Genomic DNA, 18259 nt, shown 5'->3' on the forward strand with positions numbered 1-18259 from the left:
GGGTAATAGTGCGGTTTATCCCAGCGCCAATATTTTAGCATCTGTTTAAACAGATTCAAGCGCCGGACACCTTAATATTTCACTGTGTTCTATGACTAATTATTGCCGTAAAAGTTCATCCTGGATCACACTTTTTGAGTATAGATCCTTAGCAGGCAATCCATCATGCGTATCAGGCAGAATAGATGGAATTGACTGAGAACAACACCTCTTTCCCTGCTTTAACCGAACACTATAGGAAAAGAGTATAACAAACATTCATTACTGCGGTGTAAATCGGCGTAAATGTTGAACCGTCGCCAGCCAGGCAGCGATCCAGCCGATCATGGTGGAGACCAGAACCAACAGTAGGCACTCATCCCAGCTCAAACCATGCAATGTAAAACGGGTACCGAACACCGTTGCCACCTGCGTAACAACCGAACCAAGCTTCCACACCAACCCTTCAGATAGAATCAGCGATAACACTGCACCACCGAAGCCCAGCATCGCCCCGCCGTTCAAGAAAGGCCGGAGGATAAACCCATCGGTAGCACCAATCAGCTTCATTACATTAATGGTATCCCGACGACTGAAAATGCTCAGGCGCACACTATTACCAATGACCAGAAACACAGCGACCACCATCAACACGCCAATCATGGCTGCAACCTGCCCCACCAGGCCAGTCAGTGCTGCCAAACGGGCAAACCAGCTGTCATCCATACGAACTTCAGCAACGCCTTCCACCTTGCTGACCCGATCACGCAGGGTATCCAATGCCCCCGAGCTTTGGAAATCCAACTTAGGTGTAATGATGGCAACGGCTGGCAGTGGGTTTTCTTCCAGCATATCCAATGCACCACCAAAACCGGACCAGTTGCGGAACTCACCCATCGCTTCTTCCCGCGACAAGTAGTTAACTTTCTCGACACCGGCTTCCGCTTTTAGTGTGGTCACCACATTTTCAGCCGCATTATCATCCAGAGCTTTATCCAGATAGACCGTCAGCTGTGGGGTCGGATACCATTGGTCTGCTGCCTGAGTGACATTCTTCCACACGATATAGCACACACTTGGCAGTGTCAGTGAGATGGCAATCACCATCACAGTTAGCAGCGTCGCCAGTGGTTGCCGCATCATATCGGCAATAGCATTAACCCACGAATAGCGCCACTGCTCGCGCCAACCGCCTTTCAGCGCTTTGGTTTTTGCTTTCTGCGCGTTATTCGCCATCATGCGCTCCTGACATCCGCCCCTGACTCAGCGTCAGAATCGGGTAGCGCCGCCGGGCAATCAACGACGTATCGTGAGTTGCCATCAACACGGTGACACCCACACGGTTAAATTCTTCAAACAAACGTAAAATGCCTTCAGATAATGCATCATCCAGGTTACCGGTTGGCTCATCTGCCAGTAATACTGTGGGCTTATTCACCACCGCCCTGGCAATACCAACGCGCTGTTGTTCACCACCAGAAAGTTGAATAGGGAAGTTCTTCGCCTTATCCAACAACCCCACTTTATCCAGTGCTGCGGACACCCTGCGGCGGATGTCTTCAGTACTGGCTCCGGCGATAATCAATGGCATGGCAACATTGTCATAGACCGTTCTGTCCAACAACAGATGGTGATCCTGGAAGATCATTCCGATCTGGCGGCGCAGGAACGGCACTTCACGGCTTTTCAAGCGGCTGATATCATGACCACCAAACCAAATATGGCCGGCACTGGGGCGCTCGATACCACAAATCAGTTTCAGCAGGGTACTTTTCCCTGCGCCAGAGTGGCCAGTCAGAAACGCCATTTCCGCCGGACGCAGATGAAAATCTACCCCTTGCAGCGCCTGCCGACCGCCCAGATAAGCTTTACTGACCTGTTCAAAGCGAATCATCCGTATTAATCCTCTCGGGCAAAAAGAGCCTCAATAAAATCGTCAGCCTTAAATGGCCGCAAATCTTCTATACCTTCCCCAACACCGATATAACGGATTGGGATACCGAACTGGTCTGCGATGGCAAAAATCACTCCGCCCTTGGCGGTACCATCCAGCTTAGTCAGCGTAATTCCGGTCAGACCGACAGCTTCATTAAACAGTTTCGCCTGACTAACCGCATTTTGTCCGGTACTGGCATCCAACGTCAGCATAACCTCATGAGGGGCGTCGCCGTCCAGCTTTTTCATCACTCGGACAATCTTCTTCAGCTCTTCCATCAGGTGGGCTTTGTTTTGCAGACGCCCGGCAGTATCTGCCAACAGTACGTCAATGCCACGGGCTTTAGCGGCCTGAATAGCATCGAAAATCACCGAAGCGGAGTCTGCACCGGTATGCTGAGCCACGACAGCTATCTTGTTGCGATCACCCCAGACTTGCAGTTGTTCTACCGCAGCGGCACGGAAAGTATCACCCGCTGCCAGCATGACAGATTTGCCCTCAGCCTGGAATTGACGCGCCAGTTTACCGATAGTGGTGGTTTTACCCACGCCATTCACGCCAACCATTAAAATGACAAATGGACTTTTACCACTGACATCCAATGGTTTGTCTACTTTAGACAGAATTTCAGACATTTCCTCTTTGAGCTTGCCATACAGCGCTTCCGCATCTTTTAGCTGCTTACGGCTGGCATGCTCAGTCAGAGAGGTAATGATTTTACGGGTGGTTTCGACACCAACGTCGGCGATCAGGAGTTGTTCTTCTAACTCTTCAAACAGATCGTCGTCAATTTTCTTACCACTGAACAGCCCCATAAAACCGGAACCAAGATTCTGCTTGGTTTTGATTAAGCTGCGTTTTAAGCGGGCGAAAAAGCCTTCTTTGGTGGGTCGCTCTTGCTCCTGAGCGGCTACCGGTACGATTTCTTCTTGAGTTTCAAGCTCAATGTCGTCTTCAACTGTAATTTCTTCTTCAACAACAATGACTTCTTTAACGGCAGCAGATTCCTTGACGATCTCAGTCTGCAATTCTTCCACTGGCTCCTGCCGCGCCGGTGTATCGATAACGATGTTATCTTCCATCAACGGCAGCTCTGGCGCATTAACGGTGCCTTCATCCCATTCAGTAATATTATCGTCATCACTCAGACGTTGTGAGAAATGATGTTGTAAATACTGAGGGTCCGCAGAGAAATCGATGGGATCTTCAACTCTCTGCGCCGTGGGTTCAGTATCCACTTCAGGCAGTATTTCAACAGCAGCCTCACTGACAGCAGCGCTATCCCACTCACCTGGAGTTGCAGCAGGATGCTCAGCCACCTGTTGGTGTGGTTCTACCTCGGCGGGCGTGCTTTCAGGTACGATTTCAGCCTGTTTTTCGCTGATGGCCGGCTCTTCGATTGGCTCAGCGACAGCTTCTTTTTCAGTAGCCAATGGCCCTGTTGTTGATTCTTCATTCTGACGGCCAAGACCCAGCCAGGAAAAAAATCCACGTTTTTTTTCTTTTGCCATTTTGGACTCTAATTACGTTGGGTTTGCATAAATAAGATCATAGTTCGCAAGTCTATCACTTTCCCCTGAACAGCAACACGCACACGATGCTGGTTTCTATTGTGAATTCAATCAACAAAGGTTTAACGTTTCCCCCACACTGCACACATAGGTAGAATAGCAGCTAACTCTTTTATTCAGCGCTGCAATACTGGCCAATTTTCAAGTAAAGCGAACCATGGCAAAGCGACCTACAGCAAAGCGACCGATAGTCAAACAAGCGCCACAACAGTCCGCAGGGCAAATCCGCATCATTGGCGGTAAATGGCGAGGGCGCAAATTGCCAGTGCCCGATAGCCCGGGGCTACGTCCTACCACCGATCGGGTCAGGGAAACATTGTTTAACTGGCTTGCACCCATGATTCAAGGTGCCCGATGCCTGGATTGCTTTGCGGGCAGTGGCGCGTTGGGGCTGGAAGCGCTGTCCCGTTATGCCGGTACGGCCGTGCTGTTGGAGGCTGATCGGCATGTCGCTAAGCAATTAAGCAACAACCTGACGTTACTGAGTGCCGAAAATGGGCAAGTAGTGCATACCAATTCTTTACAATGGCTGGCTCAACCGGGGCAACCTTTCGATCTGGTATTCCTTGACCCCCCTTTTCGTAAAGGTTTATTGGCTGAAACCATCAATTTACTGGAGCAATTTAACTGGCTGAAAGCTGATGCCTGGATTTATGTTGAAGCGGAGGCAGAAAGCGCGGCGGCCGATGTCCCTGCTAGTTGGCAGTTACATCGGGAGAAAATTGCTGGCCAGGTTTCCTATCGCCTCTATATTCGTAGCAAAGAGACGCACCAAGACGCGGAATCAATTAAATAACAGGAGCAATACCATGTGGATTAATCTTGGCCGGTTATTGATGTTAGGAATATGGTTTTTCTTACTGTTAAACCTGCTTCAACCGTTCCCTACGCCTTTAAAATATTTTATTAATGTTGCTATGATATTTATGGTTTTGATGCATGGCCTACAACTGGTATTGCTTAGATCCACCCAACCCAAAGACCAACCCATCAGTGGGTTACAACAATTTAAAATTTTCGTATTTGGCGTTTTCGAATTACTGGCTTGGCAAAAAAAACAACCGCCATTACCTAAAAAGTAGTGCCATCCGCCACCGTATTACTTTGCAAGTTATCATAGCGGCAGGTTATTTATTGGGTGACTGAATTTGGGGTAAAACTAATATAGCGGGTACCTTGTAAACGTAGCCTTCCCTGTACACCGAGTTCAATACGGTTATATTCCTTCTTTGGCAGTATCATTTTGATTTTACTGTCATTTTTTATCTCTATCTCACTGAGAAGTGGCCGAAAATACACTTCATAGCGTTTTTCTTCAGCCACAATCTCCTCACGCTGGCGTGAGCGACGATCCGGAAATAATAGCTGTTTTTTATCAAAAACTTCAACTTGCAAACTACGCACTGGAGCGCGGTCATTTGCTGCATCCTGCCGTTTTTTTTGCCAGTACTGACGAGTTGCCAGCACTGCTATCAATACCACCACGGCAATAAATAATAACGGCAGTTTACTCATACGCGACCATTTGGCTTTTAAATTGATAATTGTTTTTATACAATTAGTTACAAAATAATTTACCATCAATAAACATGGAGTCGAAAGACTATCACTCAGGATTTATGACCCGGTAGATAGGGGAAGCTCATCACGTTACTGCCTAATTCAGAGATCCGGGCGCTACCCTTTTCGGTCACAGCATCGATACGAATCACCGAATGAAGGGGGATATAGCTACGGTTAACACCCGAAAATTCTGTTTTCAGTTTTTCGGTTGAAGGATCGACCAGCAATGTTGATTGGCTATCGAAGACAAAATCAGCAATTTCAATAAACCCAAATAAAGTACTTGGGCCAACCTCACGGACATAAAGCTGATAATTCTTACCGTTATTTATAAACTGGATACGATAAAGTAATTGTTCATTGGCCATGATGTTACTGCCTCTATCCTTTGATTTAGCGAAAGGAAATCGGCATTAACATAACATGCGGGCCAGACAAGACCAAGACCTCCGCAAACCGATTCTGCGCCTAAATCTGATTATGCGGACTGTTACGCATTAAGTGGCACAAATTATGCTGATCACTGTCGCTTAGCTATCACTCTTTGCTTCCATCCCTTACACTTAACAGATCTATACCCAGAGTCATTAGCGTTGCGGATTATCATTACAACACAGGTACTTTTGCTAAAACCTGTATAGAAAAAGGATAAATAATGAGCTGGCCATTCCTTGCTGTATTCTTTTCTGGTTGGTTGTTTGTTGATGCAACTTACCGGGGCCCACGCTGGCAGCGTTGGGTATTCAAACCTGTCACACTGTTACTGTTACTGCTCCTTGCCTGGCAAGCACCTATCCTTGGCCCTGCGGGCTATCTGATTGTATTGGGCTTGCTGGCAACGCTGGTTGCTGATGCACTATTGCTGCTACCCAGTGAGCGCTTACTTTATGCTCTGGGTGCTTTCTTCCTCTCTCATTTGCTGTATACCCTCAGTTTTGCCAGCCAGATGACATTCACGCTGTTCTGGCCACTTCCCTTGGTTTTGATCATCGTCGGTGTATTGCTGTTGGCGACAATCTGGACACAGTTGGAAGAGATGCGCTGGCCAGTGATCGCCCTTATTGGCATGACGTTATTGATGGTGTGGATGGCCGGTGAACAGTACTTTGCCCGTAGCACGGATCTGAGCTTCTCATTGCTGGCAGGCACGGTGTTATTGTTGGTTTCACATACTATCTGGCTGTTGAACCGCTACCGTTTTTCTTTTCGGGCTTCTGACGCAATCGTCGCTGGATGCTATTTTGTTGGCCACTTCCTGATTGTCAGATCGCTGTATTTGTAATTAAGTGAGTGCGGTAACACATTATTTAACCGATTGATGTGCTTGACAGCTCCAGGGACGGAGTTGGTACCTCAAGTACAAGATGCTTTCCTTTAGTGATGACTTTCCTCCGAATCATAACAGCCTGTTTAGTAAGTCTTCTCATTCACCCCTTGACTCTGGAGTTGACTCCAAGGTGTAGAGTGCTGCCATACCTGTTAAATCCTGACCAGGAGGCACCATGCATTCACATTCTGAACATAAGAATTCAACTGATACACACAGCAATTGCGGCTGTGGTCATACTCATGCCAAACAACAAACCGGTTGTAGCAGCCAACAAAAGGCTAGCGCCAGCAATGACAGCTCAAATTCAGTAAGTGAACACTCACATAATAATGAGAGTTGTAGTCAGAATCACACTAATGAGGATGATGACGAAAGCGACATACTTACGGCAGCTATGCCTTCTGGCAACCCGCGATTTAGCTGGCAGGTCAAGGGGATGGACTGCCCAAGCTGTGCTCGCAAGATTGAAAATGCCCTCAGTGGTCTGGCCGGCATTGAAAAGGCAAAAGTGCTATTTGCTACGCAAAAATTGGTCGTGGATGCGCGCTCGGATATTCGCGTCCAAGTTCAGCAGGCCGTGCTACAGGCTGGATTCAGCCTGATAGATACCCAATCAACTTCTGAAAACAAAGTCACTGAGCCAGAATCGCGCTTTCGTGAATATTTACCAATAGCATTATTAACCACACTGATGCTTATCAGTTGGGGGATTTCATTATTTAGCCCTGCACTAAGTGAGTTTGCATTCACCGCAACAACACTTGTCGGGCTGATCCCCGTTACGACCAAAGCCTGGAAACTTATCCGCACCGGTACACCTTTTGCCATCGAAACCTTGATGAGCGTGGCCGCTATCGGCGCGGTGTTTATCGGCGCAACCGCTGAAGCGGCGATGGTATTGCTGCTGTTTATGATCGGCGAATTGCTCGAATCCTATGCCGCAAACCGTGCGCGCCGTGGGATAACGGCATTGATGGCATTGGTGCCGGAAGAAGCCTTGCTGTTAAAAGAGGGTGAGCGCAGACAGGTTCCTGTCGCCAGTTTGCGCCCTGGCGATACTATTGAAATTGCACCGGGTGCCCGCCTGCCTGCAGATGCCGAATTAATGGCCCCTTTTGCCAGTTTCGATGAAAGTGCCCTTACCGGGGAATCAATCCCTGTTGAGCGTCTGAAAGGCGAAAAAGTGGCGGCTGGGTGCTTGTCGGTCGATCGCGCCATTGAAATGCGGGTGATCTCGGAACCCGGCAATAATGCCATCGACCGTATTCTGCAACTCATTGAATTAGCAGAAGAGCGTCGCGCGCCTATTGAACGTTTCATTGATCGTTTCAGTCGTGTGTATACTCCGGCGATCATGTTTCTCTCGGCGCTGGTCATATTGGTACCGCCTTTAGTTTTCGCCGAACCTTGGGAAAGCTGGATTTACCGGGGTCTGACACTACTGTTGATTGGTTGCCCGTGTGCATTAGTCATTTCCACGCCAGCAGCAATTACTTCGGCGTTGGCCGCTGCAACACGACGCGGTGCACTGATTAAAGGTGGCGCGGCACTTGAACAACTTGGCCGCATTCAGACTGTCGCCTTCGACAAAACCGGTACCCTGACGGAAGGTAAACCGAAAGTTACCGATATTCTGCCCGTATCCGGCGTGAGTGAAATCCGCCTGTTAACCTTGGCAGCAGCGGTCGAGGTAGGATCACACCATCCGCTGGCGGTTGCTATTATGCAACGCGCACAACAGAACACCCCAATGTTACCACTGGCGGGTGAGCGTCGCGCGTTGGCGGGAGTGGGCGTTGAAGGTGTGGTTAACGGTCTGACCGTCCGCGTCAGTGCGCCCAGTAAGTTGTCACCCACCTTATTGTCTGACGAATGGCAAACACAGCTTGACCAGTTGGAAAGCGGTGGCAAAACAGCCGTCGCAGTTTTGGAAGATGAGAAGTTTATTGGTTTATTGGCGCTACGTGACACTTTACGCAGCGATGCCAAACAAGCCATTGATTCGCTTAAAAAGTTAGGCATTCAAGGTGTGATGCTAACCGGTGATAATCCACGGGCGGCGGCGGCAATTGCCAGCGAACTGGGGATTGATTACCGTGCTGGATTGCTACCCGCTGATAAAGTACAGGCGGTTATGGCTTTGAATGCAACACAACCTACCGTAATGGTCGGGGACGGTATCAATGACGCCCCGGCAATGAAGGCAGCCACGATTGGTATTGCCATGGGCAGTGGCACCGATGTGGCGCTGGAAACCGCCGACGCCGCGTTAACCCATAACCGGCTGACCGGGTTGGCAGAAATTATTCTGTTATCACGAGCAGCCAACACCACTATTCGGCAAAATATTACTATCGCACTAGGGCTAAAAGGGATTTTCCTGATTACCACGCTATTGGGTTTAACCGGTTTGTGGATGGCAGTATTAGCAGATTCCGGTGCCACAGCACTGGTGACAGCCAATGCTTTAAGGTTATTGCGCAAACGGGATATTTAACAGCCAGAGCAAAAGCGGGTTACTCCGCTTTTGTTCCTTTTTTCACCAAATAGCGATACGGCGTCTGCCCAGTATCTTGCGCCAGCAACTGGTGATCCATAAAACGGCAGAAACTGGGAATATCACGGGTGGTAGCCGGATCGTCAGCAATAATCAACAGCGTTTGGCCGTCGTCCATATGCCGGACCGTTTTACGAACCATCATCACCGGCTCCGGGCAGCGCAGCCCCAGAGCATCAAGTATTTTATCTGGATTGGCAAAAATATCCGTCATCGCGGTTCTCTGTTTATGAAGCAGCATCGTTTTTATAAGGCAGACCCGTTTTTATTTATAAAGCACGCTAGTTTACCCCGTCGATTTTCAGGCGCAAGCAACGCTATCGTTTGCGTTAAGATTAACCATTGCATTCGTTGCGCAAACGCGTATCATGCCGCCGCGTCGTGAAGATTACGGCACATTCTGTTTGGGTTCCCTCACCCCAATAACCAAAAAGGTCACATTTATGTTTTCGTTTACTGCCCAACAGCGGATGACCGCTTTGGTATGGCTATCGCTATTCCATATTGTCATCATCACCTCCAGCAACTATCTGGTGCAATTACCGATCGCTATCTTCGGTTTTCACACTACCTGGGGGGCGTTTACCTTTCCGTTTATCTTCTTAGCCACCGACCTGACAGTGCGGATTTTTGGTGCTCCTTTGGCGCGCCGTATTATTTTATCGGTTATGGTGCCCGCCCTGCTGATTTCATACCTGATTTCAGCGTTGTTTTATCAGGGAAGCTGGCAAGGATCCCCGGCGTTAACCCATTTTAATCTGGTGGTGGCCCGTATCGCAGTTGCCAGCTTTATGGCTTATGTACTTGGTCAATTTCTTGATGTTCAAGTGTTTAACCGCCTGCGTCAGCGTAGTGCCTGGTGGGTGGCCCCGACTGCTGCCATGTTCTTTGGTAATATCAGTGACACCATGGCGTTCTTCTTTATTGCTTTCTACCGTAGTACAGACCCGTTTATGGCGGCAAACTGGGTGGAAATCGCCTTGGTGGATTACACGTTCAAGCTACTGATTTGTATGTTGTTCTTCTTACCGGTCTATGGCGTGATGCTCAATGTATTATTGAAATATTTTGCCCGCAAGACCGAGCAGCAAACCTTTTTTCAAGGGACTCCCACCGAACAATAGATTGCTTTTGGCGTCTGAATAAGGTGCGATAAGGCCATTAATCATTAATAAGGGATTCCCATGCATAAAATAACCAAGTTTCTCGCAATTGGCCTGTTGGTTGCAGGATTAAGTGCCTGTGATAACAGCAGCAATAGCAATGTTGGCCAGTCGGTCAGCCTGCTGGAAGGCAACGTGACGTTTAGCTTGCCGGCAGACTTGTCAGACCAAAGCGGGAAAATGGGTAATCAAGCCAATAATATGCACGTTTACGCCAATAAAACCGGTGATAAAGCCGTTATTGTTATTTTAGGTGATGATACCAATGAAGGGTTGGACGTGCTGACTGAGCGTTTAGCCGAGCAACAACGCGCTCGTGATGCAAATCTGCAAGTGATAACGAACAAAGCGATTAAACTCGACGGCCAACCGTTCCAGCAGTTGGACAGCATTATTACCAGCGGCGGTGAAAAAGCCTATTCGTCAGTCGTGATGGGGAAAGTTGATAACCATTTGATGACACTGCAAATTACCCTACCGGCTGAAAATCAGCAACAAGCGCAAACTGAAGCAGAATCCATTATCAGCACCCTGAAGTTGAAAGAAAACTCATTATCAGTTCCTTGAAACTGAGATAATCTTGATCAACAGGGTGCCGCTTAGGCTACGCTGAGGTTAATGACAAAGTGCTCGGAGCGGTGACAACAAGCAGATCGTAAAGACGCCGTGAATACATCCATGTAAGCTCGAGCCGCGCCATCCCTGGCGCGGACGCTTTACTCTTCTGCCCGTCCTCACCGAGCAAGATCGCGTCGTCAAGGTTTGTCAGTAGTCTGAGCGCAGCTTAGGCTGCGCTTTATTTTTATATCCTGTAATCGATTAAATGAGCGCCCGTGCCAGTAGGGTGATCGGATGCTCGCATTTTTTACTGGTCGACATTTCAATCTGCCATTTGCAGGTTTCGCAATCAGTAATCACCAGGTCAACGCCACTGTCCTCAATTTGCTGGAATAACGCGGCCCCAATACCTTGGGATGTCTCATAATTCTCTGATTTAAAACCGTAAGTCCCCGCAATCCCGCAACACTGAGAATCCAAAACCACCAACTCAATATCAGGAATACGCCGTAACAACGCCAGGGTATAAGCTGTCCAGCCCATTTTTTCCATATGACAAGGCGTGTGGTAAGCGATACGCAATGGTACGTTTTTTGATGAGAAAAGAGGTTTCAATGGCAACTCGCGACCTCTTTCGAATAAACGATAGAGATAACGGGTGGCCAGTTCTACTTTATCTCGCACTGGCGTGGTATCGACATCCAGCAAGTGTGGATACTCATCGCGCAGAGTAAAGGTACAACTTGATGAGGTAGCGACCACCGGGATATCTCGCCCAATAACGGCATCAGTCAGTGATGCCAGATTCACCCGCGCCTGTTTTTTCGCCTGCTCAATAAAACCATTCGCAATCAGCGGCACACCGCAGCATTTTTCCCGTTTAAGCAATTGAACGCCAATATTCATCGCATTGAATACACTGACTAAGTCTTTACCTAATTGTGGATGGTTGTAATTAACGAAGCAACCGTGGAAAAACGCGACCTGCTCGGCATATTGCTGCTGTTTTTCAGCCTGTTGGCGATACCAACGGCGAAAAGTGCCGAATGAGTATTTTGGTAATTCACGCCGATGGTCAATTTTCAGTGCCTTATCCAACAAGGCACGTAGCGGTTTCAAACCGGTGACGGCATTGACTACTGGCGCAAATGGCGTTGAGAGGGTACCCATAATGTCGGTATGGCTGAGGATAGCATCGCGTAGTTTGGGTTTGTTGCTACTGTAGCTGGCTTTAGCCCGTTGAATAATGTCACCGATTTTGACATCTGACGGGCACGCCACTTCGCAGCGTTTACAGTTAGTACAATATTTCAATGCGTCGTCGTACAGTGCGGGATCTTTCAGGCGCAGACGCTCGCCGTCGGGACCGGCCTGTTTCGGCCCCGGATAAAGTGGGTTGACCTTCGCCACCGGGCAATACGTGGTGCAAACCGTACATTTGATACAACTTTCAAAACTGTTATCCCGTGCCGGATGTTTATCTTGAGAAGCCGTTTCGCTATCTCCACGCTGTGGCAACCACGTCATAATGTCACCTCCATCGCACTGACAATCTGCTCGGCAACGAACAGAGCACTGGTCAGCGAAACGCCTGCGCCACAACCTTGTTGCAATGGGTCGTATCCTCCCAATACCGCACCAATAACATGCAGATTATCCAATGCGATACCGCCACGCAGCGCCCGTAGCCGGTTATCGGTATTGACACCAAATTGTAGATAGGGCTGTGGCGCAAACATATTGCTACGGCTCCAGTCGGCACGGTTAGGCAGCGATAAAATATCCAGATCCAGTATTGGCTCATAGACATGCTCAAAAGTCGCCACCAACCCATTACTGAAGAAACTGCCGCTGGCCAGCACCATTTGGGCTGCGCGCAATGGAATATCACCATGATTACGGCTATAAAGTCCGGTAATCCGGTTACCCACCAGTTCGGCACGCAATACCGCATCACCGGGCATAACGATACCGCCTAATTGCTGGAAACGCTGGCGTAGAGCCTGATGTAAGCGCATGCCGAGCAATGAAGGTGGCAGAGTCGGTAGCAGTTGAATAGGTTTGCCTACCGCCGCACGCAAGGCGTCCAATGGCGCTGACTCATCCAGCCCAATGCAAGCTGGTAGCAAAATCATTTCCGAAGTGGATGATAAACGAGATAACTCATCCGCCAGGGGTTGCAGGTTTTGCGGTAGATCCAGCACGCGAGCAATATTCACGGCGCGGAATTCACTGGGGTTATCCCGTAAACGGTCGAGCGCCGGTAAATGCAGATAATCTGAAGTGGCATCGACGCCTTGATCCTGCAAGGAACTGGCAACCATCTGTGGTTGAAAATCGAGGAAACCTTCAATACCAATCACCGCGACTTTTTGCCACGGCAGTGGCTCTTCCAATGGTGCCACCGGAATATCGGCAGGGCTGAGCCACGTTGACCGGCAACTGCCCAAAGGGGTAAGGCGCAGGTGATTTTTAGCCGCACTGCCCACCAGCTTCAGGCCACATCGCTGCAATAGGGATTCGGCCTCTTGCGCCAACGCACCCACGCGCCCCATCTTGCTGTACGGGTGTTCAGGCGCTAACTCAGCCAAAGCATCAAGTGCGGATAATGGCTGGCTAACCGCCCGCCCATCGGGTAATTTTGTCAACAGATCCAAAGATCCGGAGGAAAAGTGCAGTGCATTTTGGCCCGCGCTGACAATCGCACAATATTTGCCTTGCTCAGCCAGACGGATACCGCAGGTCAGCCCAGCTAATCCACCGCCGATGATAATCACATCAAATTTCATCGTGTTTCTCCCGCACATTGGCCGCAGGCTGAGTATCATCCAGACCGCAGAGTCCCTGATAAACCCAATTCGTAAACTCACTCTCCCGCAACGCATCCCCCCAAGCTATTGGACGGACACCTTTCCAGCGCTCATTCAAGAACTGGCTAAGCTGTTCACGGGATTGCTGCGGGGTGGTCACTTTAAAGTGGTTGAGTAAACCGGCGGCACGGCAGGCACAGAGTTCACCCTGACAGGTCCCCATACCGACACGGGTGCGGCGACGTAAATCCATGAGATTATTAACTGACAAAGATTCAACGGCATAGCGTACTTCACCGGCAGTAACCGCCTCACACTCACACACCAGACTGTTGTCCAGACGGTTTCCCGCCAATAACTGTGTGGCACGGTCGCCGTGGCGATAAACTGCCGAGCCGCGAATGCTGGCAGGCAGAGAAATCACTTTACTGAGCGTCTGTTCCGCCGATTGCTGTGAACCGGGTAGCGGCTCTTGGGCTGTGGTACAGGCTACGGTAACGCCCAGTTTTTCACATACTTTATCCGTCGCCCATTCCGCCATCAGCCGGTAGGTCATCAGCTTGCCGCCAGTAATGGTGATAAAACCTTCCAGCCCATCGCGACTGGCGTGATCCAGTAATACGATTCCACGGCTGACGTTACGCCCTGACGGGTCATCATCACTGGCAACCAGCGGTCTGACCCCCGCATAGGCACGTAAAATGCGCGTTTTCGCCAGTTGTGGTGAAAGTTTTGACCCCTCGCGAATTAAGGTATCCACCTCTTGTGCCGTTACTACCATATTGTCTATCTGATCGTATTCAATATGGGTAGAGGTGGTACCGATCAGTGAAATGGTATCGCCCGGCACCAGAATATCGGCATCGGCTGGTTTACGGCAGCGGTTGATCACCATGTTGTTGATCCGATGACCTAGGATCAACAGTGCACCTTTTGCCGGAAACATGCGGATACGCAGATCGGCGTATTCGGCAATGTGTTGCCCCCAGATCCCGGCGGCATTGACAACAATCTGCGCATGAATCTCATATTGGCGCTGATTTTTATGATCGAAAACGCGCACGCCGGTCACCCGGTCACCCTGGCGTAATAGCCCGACGACGTCATGATAAGTCAGTACATTTGCACCGTGCTCACGGGCATCGAGCATATTCGCGGCGGTTAAGCGAAACGGGTCAACCGTACCATCAGGTACCCGAACGGCGGCTATCAATGCTGGGTTGACGGCCGGTTCCAGTCGTAATGCCTGTTTAGGATCAATGGATTCAGCCTCGATTCCGGCATCCTGACAGCGCGCGATAAATTGCTGCTGATATTCCAGGGAGTCCTCCGGCAAAGTGATAAACAGGCCGTCGGTTTGCTCAATACAATGGCGAGCAATGCGCTTGAGAATACGATTTTCTTCAATACATTCGCGGGCGGATTCACCGTCAGTCACTGCATAGCGCGCACCGCTGTGCAATAAGCCGTGGTTACGGCCAGTCGCACCGGTGGCAATGTCATGCCGTTCCAACAACGTACATGCCAAACCTCGGCGGGCGCAATCTCGGGCAATCCCGGCTCCGGTCGCCCCCCCACCTATAATGATGACCTCTGTTTCTGTGTACGGAGAACTGTTCGTCATGAAGGCCCCACATTATCAAACAGCCGCCTGGCGGCTAATTATGCGTCTATTGGGCCATAATTTTTAAGGTTATTGTTTGATAAGGAACAAAAACGAACTAAAAACGAAACTGATTTGACGTTTAAAGAGCATGATTGTGATCAAGATCACAGGTAATTTGTCTTTATGGGTTTCAAAATGTTAACCAATCGCTCAAAATTGCCGCCGCTTTCATATAACTGTAACAAATGAGCCACCACTCACAGATAAGTTATAGGAATCTATCTAGCATGGTGCTCGTTATGGAACATAAACGACAGCAAATTAGCTGTCTAATCATTGACTGCATTAAATAAATGGCTGCATTTAATAAACGACTGCATTTAATAAACGGATAGATACCAGGCTATACCGGAGTCAAAACTAGAAAACGCCATCGGAGGCACACATGTTGAGCATTTTTAAGCCCGCGCCGCATCAGGCTCGGCTTCCCGCAGATCAGATTGACCCAACCTATCGCCGCTTACGCTGGCAAATATTCATGGGTATCTTCTTCGGTTACGCTGCCTACTATTTGGTGCGTAAAAACTTCACGTTGGCCATGCCGTATCTGGTTGAACAAGGCTTCTCACGCGGGGATCTGGGTTTAGCATTATCCGGTATTTCCATCGCCTACGGTTTCTCAAAATTCATCATGGGTTCGGTGTCTGACCGTTCGAATCCACGGATATTCCTCTCTGCCGGTCTGATTCTCTCCGCTGCTGTGATGCTGTTTATGGGCTTCGTGCCGTGGGCAACCTCCAGTATCGCGGTGATGTTTGTGTTGCTGTTCCTGTGCGGTTGGTTCCAGGGAATGGGGTGGCCGCCATGTGGCCGTACCATGGTGCATTGGTGGTCGAAGAAAGAGCGCGGCAGCATCGTGTCGGTATGGAACTGCGCCCATAACGTGGGTGGTGGGTTGCCGCCATTGCTGTTCCTGCTAGGGATGGCATGGTTTAACGACTGGAAAGCAGCCCTCTACATGCCGGCTTTCGGTGCCATTCTGGTGGCATTAATTGTCTTCGGTCTGATGCGCGATACCCCTCAATCTGTTGGCTTGCCTCCGATTGAAGAGTACAAAAATGACTATCCGGATGACTACACGGAAGAAGCAGAAGAAGAGCTGACCGCGAAGCAAATCTTTATGCAATACATATTGCCCAACAAACTGTTGTGGTATATCGCGATTGCTAACGTTTTTGTTTATTTGCTGCGTTACGGCATCCTCGACTGGTCGCCTACCTACCTGAAAGAAGTGAAACACTTCGCACTGGATAAATCCTCATGGGCTTACTTCCTGTATGAATACGCGGGTATTCCAGGGACGCTGCTGTGTGGTTGGATGTCGGACAAAGTGTTTAAAGGGAACCGTGGGGCAACCGGCGTGTTCTTTATGACGTTGGTCACCATCGCTACCATCATTTACTGGCTAAACCCGGTCGGTAACCCTGGCATCGATATGGCTTGTATGATCACTATCGGCTTCTTGATTTACGGCCCAGTGATGTTGATAGGCTTGCATGCTCTTGAGTTAGCACCGAAAAAAGCGGCAGGTACTGCAGCGGGCTTTACCGGCCTGTTTGGTTATCTGGGCGGCTCGGTCGCAGCCAGTGCCATTGTCGGTTACACCGTTGACTACTTCGGTTGGGACGGCGGCTTTATGGTTATGATCGGCGGCAGTATTGTGGCAGTACTGTTACTGATCGTGGTGATGTTTAGCGAGAAAAAACATCACGCTGAGATGGCTAGAAAACAAAACTTATAAGTTGATTGTATAAGTTAATTGCAAATATACCCAAAGTAATTGGCGTTGCAGGTAGGCTGCAAGCGAACTCATCCCGATGAGCTGATACAAGTCAGTGATTCGGGTGAGTGAACGTCGCGAACACCCCTGCAGCTTCAAGTACGACGGGTATAAAAGGAGCACTATCAATGCAAACCCACATCAAAACACTGGTGGCGAGTATTATTCTGGCATCTTCAGTAGCCGGTATGGCACAAGCGGCAGAATCCTCATCCACGGATAAATCTGCACTCACCCAACCGTCAGCAAACAAAGTCGTTATCGCGCACCGTGGTGCCAGTGGCTATTTGCCTGAGCACAGCCTGCCAGCCAAAGCGATGGCTTATGCGCAAGGTGCTGATTATTTAGAACAAGATTTGGTCATGACCAAAGATAATGAGTTGGTCGTGTTACACGACCATTATCTGGACCGAGTGACCGATGTTGCCGAGCGCTTCCCAGATCGTGCACGCAAAGATGGCCGCTATTACGCCATCGACTTTACGTTACCGGAAATTAAGTCACTGAAATTTACCGAAGGCTTTGATATTGCTAAAGACGGTAAAAAAGTACAGAGCTATCCGGGCCGTTTCCCAATGGGAAAATCTGACTTCCGTGTGCATACTTTCCAGGAAGAGATTGAATTTGTTCAAGGTCTGAATCATTCGACCGGTAAAAACGTCGGCATATATCCTGAAATTAAAGCCCCTTGGTTCCATCAACAAGAAGGCAAAGACATCTCGACGAAGGTGTTAGAAGTGCTGAAACAGTATGGCTACACCACCAAGGCCGATAACGTTTATCTGCAATGCTTTGATGCAAATGAATTGAAACGCATCAAAAATGAGCTGGAGCCGAAGATGGGCATGGACCTGAAACTGGTCCAACTGGTGGCTTACACCGACTGGAATGAAACCTACGAGCAGAAGCCTGACGGCAAATGGGTGAATTACAGCTATGACTGGATGTTCAAGCCAGGCGCAATGAAGCAAGTGGCACAGTATGCTGACGGCATCGGCCCTGACTACCATATGCTGGTTGTCGAGACGTCCACGCCGGATAACATCAAACTGACAAATATGGTCAAGGAAGCCCATGCCAGCAATATGGTGGTGCATCCGTTCACTATCCGTGCGGATAAGCTGCCAAAATACGCCACCAACACGAATCAGCTATTCGACATTATTTACAATCAGGCGCAAGTTGACGGGGTGTTTACCGACTTCCCGGACCAAGGTGTGCAATTCCTGCAAAAGCAGGGGCAACATCAGTAAGCGGATAATTCAGTGTTAACCCTAATCCCGATTAACAACTTTCGGGGTTAATAATTAGCAAAGTGGGGGGGNTTTTAGGTTCAGATAAGTAAA

At 49.2% G+C, this 18259-nt stretch carries 17 protein-coding genes and 1 pseudogene; 8 read left to right on the top strand and 10 right to left on the bottom strand.

Annotation, left to right across the window (positions count from 1 at the left end; all coding sequences use genetic code 11):
* Positions 1-261: 261 nt before the first annotated feature.
* From ftsX to ftsY, 3 genes are read right to left on the bottom strand one after another with little or no spacing between them, the layout of a single operon-like run.
* Entirely contained in the window at positions 262-1215 is a 954-nt protein-coding gene (gene ftsX / locus AEP37_RS03715) for a permease-like cell division protein FtsX (protein ID WP_049610076.1), read from the bottom strand.
* Entirely contained in the window at positions 1205-1873 is a 669-nt protein-coding gene (gene ftsE / locus AEP37_RS03720) for a cell division ATP-binding protein FtsE (protein WP_049610078.1), read from the bottom strand. The genes ftsX and ftsE overlap by 11 nt, the downstream gene beginning before the upstream one ends.
* A 5-nt stretch (positions 1874-1878) precedes the next feature.
* Positions 1879-3426, bottom strand: coding sequence for a signal recognition particle-docking protein FtsY (gene ftsY / locus AEP37_RS03725; RefSeq protein ID WP_049610079.1), 1548 nt, complete (start codon positions 3424-3426; stop codon positions 1879-1881).
* Between the two features lie 217 nt (positions 3427-3643).
* On the opposite strand from ftsY, the gene rsmD reads away from it, so the two are divergent.
* Both rsmD and AEP37_RS03735 read left to right on the top strand, forming a co-directional pair.
* Entirely contained in the window at positions 3644-4282 is a 639-nt protein-coding gene (rsmD, locus tag AEP37_RS03730; protein ID WP_049610081.1) for a 16S rRNA (guanine(966)-N(2))-methyltransferase, read from the top strand.
* Between the two features lie 13 nt (positions 4283-4295).
* Positions 4296-4568: a DUF1145 family protein gene (locus tag AEP37_RS03735; protein ID WP_049610083.1), complete on the top strand. Its 273-nt coding sequence runs from the start codon at positions 4296-4298 to the stop codon at positions 4566-4568.
* A gap of 49 nt (positions 4569-4617) precedes the next feature.
* On the opposite strand, the gene AEP37_RS03740 is transcribed toward AEP37_RS03735, so the two are convergent.
* Together AEP37_RS03740 and AEP37_RS03745 are read right to left on the bottom strand one after the other, a co-directional pair.
* On the bottom strand, positions 4618-5001 hold the full coding sequence (locus AEP37_RS03740; protein WP_049610084.1) for a DUF2500 domain-containing protein: 384 nt from the start codon (positions 4999-5001) through the stop codon (positions 4618-4620).
* 95 nt (positions 5002-5096) lie between these two features.
* Positions 5097-5417 carry a DUF1820 family protein gene (locus tag AEP37_RS03745; protein WP_049610087.1) on the bottom strand — a complete coding sequence of 107 codons (321 nt, stop codon included), beginning with the start codon at positions 5415-5417 and terminating at the stop codon, positions 5097-5099.
* Between the two features lie 287 nt (positions 5418-5704).
* On the opposite strand from AEP37_RS03745, the gene AEP37_RS03750 reads away from it, so the two are divergent.
* Both AEP37_RS03750 and AEP37_RS03755 read left to right on the top strand, forming a co-directional pair.
* Entirely contained in the window at positions 5705-6331 is a 627-nt protein-coding gene (locus AEP37_RS03750; RefSeq protein ID WP_049610090.1) for a lysoplasmalogenase, read from the top strand.
* A gap of 220 nt (positions 6332-6551) precedes the next feature.
* Positions 6552-8876, top strand: a complete 2325-nt coding sequence (locus AEP37_RS03755) for a zinc/cadmium/mercury/lead-transporting ATPase (RefSeq protein WP_049610095.1) — start codon at positions 6552-6554, stop codon at positions 8874-8876.
* Between the two features lie 19 nt (positions 8877-8895).
* On the opposite strand, the gene tusA is transcribed toward AEP37_RS03755, so the two are convergent.
* Positions 8896-9150, bottom strand: coding sequence for a sulfurtransferase TusA (tusA, locus tag AEP37_RS03760; RefSeq protein ID WP_049610100.1), 255 nt, complete (start codon positions 9148-9150; stop codon positions 8896-8898).
* A gap of 229 nt (positions 9151-9379) precedes the next feature.
* Here tusA and AEP37_RS03765 point away from each other — a divergent pair, with 229 nt between their 5' ends.
* Positions 9380-10060: a 7-cyano-7-deazaguanine/7-aminomethyl-7-deazaguanine transporter gene (locus tag AEP37_RS03765; RefSeq protein WP_049610103.1), complete on the top strand. Its 681-nt coding sequence runs from the start codon at positions 9380-9382 to the stop codon at positions 10058-10060.
* Positions 10061-10120: 60 nt separating this feature from the next.
* Positions 10121-10666 (top strand): DcrB family lipoprotein, encoded by a 546-nt coding sequence (locus AEP37_RS03770; RefSeq protein ID WP_049610107.1) that lies wholly within the window; start codon positions 10121-10123, stop codon positions 10664-10666.
* Between the two features lie 41 nt (positions 10667-10707).
* On the opposite strand, the pseudogene AEP37_RS27685 reads toward AEP37_RS03770, so the two are convergent.
* From AEP37_RS27685 to glpA, 4 genes and pseudogenes are all read right to left on the bottom strand, one after another.
* Positions 10708-10779: pseudogene (locus AEP37_RS27685) on the bottom strand (gluconate 5-dehydrogenase); the annotation flags it as partial.
* A 139-nt stretch (positions 10780-10918) separates the two neighbouring features.
* The gene (glpC, locus tag AEP37_RS03775) at positions 10919-12184 is read right to left on the bottom strand and encodes an anaerobic glycerol-3-phosphate dehydrogenase subunit GlpC (RefSeq protein ID WP_049610110.1); all 1266 of its coding nucleotides are present in this window, start codon (positions 12182-12184) and stop codon (positions 10919-10921) included.
* Positions 12181-13446: a glycerol-3-phosphate dehydrogenase subunit GlpB gene (glpB, locus tag AEP37_RS03780; protein WP_049610113.1), complete on the bottom strand. Its 1266-nt coding sequence runs from the start codon at positions 13444-13446 to the stop codon at positions 12181-12183. The genes glpC and glpB overlap by 4 nt, the downstream gene beginning before the upstream one ends.
* On the bottom strand, positions 13436-15091 hold the full coding sequence (glpA, locus tag AEP37_RS03785; protein WP_049610116.1) for an anaerobic glycerol-3-phosphate dehydrogenase subunit A: 1656 nt from the start codon (positions 15089-15091) through the stop codon (positions 13436-13438). The genes glpB and glpA overlap by 11 nt, the downstream gene beginning before the upstream one ends.
* Before the next feature lie 427 nt (positions 15092-15518).
* Here glpA and glpT point away from each other — a divergent pair, with 427 nt between their 5' ends.
* A complete protein-coding gene (gene glpT / locus AEP37_RS03790) occupies positions 15519-16874 on the top strand; it encodes a glycerol-3-phosphate transporter (protein ID WP_049610119.1) in 1356 nt (451 codons plus the stop codon).
* Between the two features lie 167 nt (positions 16875-17041).
* Positions 17042-18166 (top strand): glycerophosphodiester phosphodiesterase, encoded by a 1125-nt coding sequence (gene glpQ, locus AEP37_RS03795; RefSeq protein ID WP_049610122.1) that lies wholly within the window; start codon positions 17042-17044, stop codon positions 18164-18166.
* Positions 18167-18259 lie beyond the last annotated feature (93 nt).

The organism is Yersinia pekkanenii, assembly GCF_001152565.1.
Taxonomy (GTDB): Bacteria; Pseudomonadota; Gammaproteobacteria; order Enterobacterales; family Enterobacteriaceae; genus Yersinia; species Yersinia pekkanenii.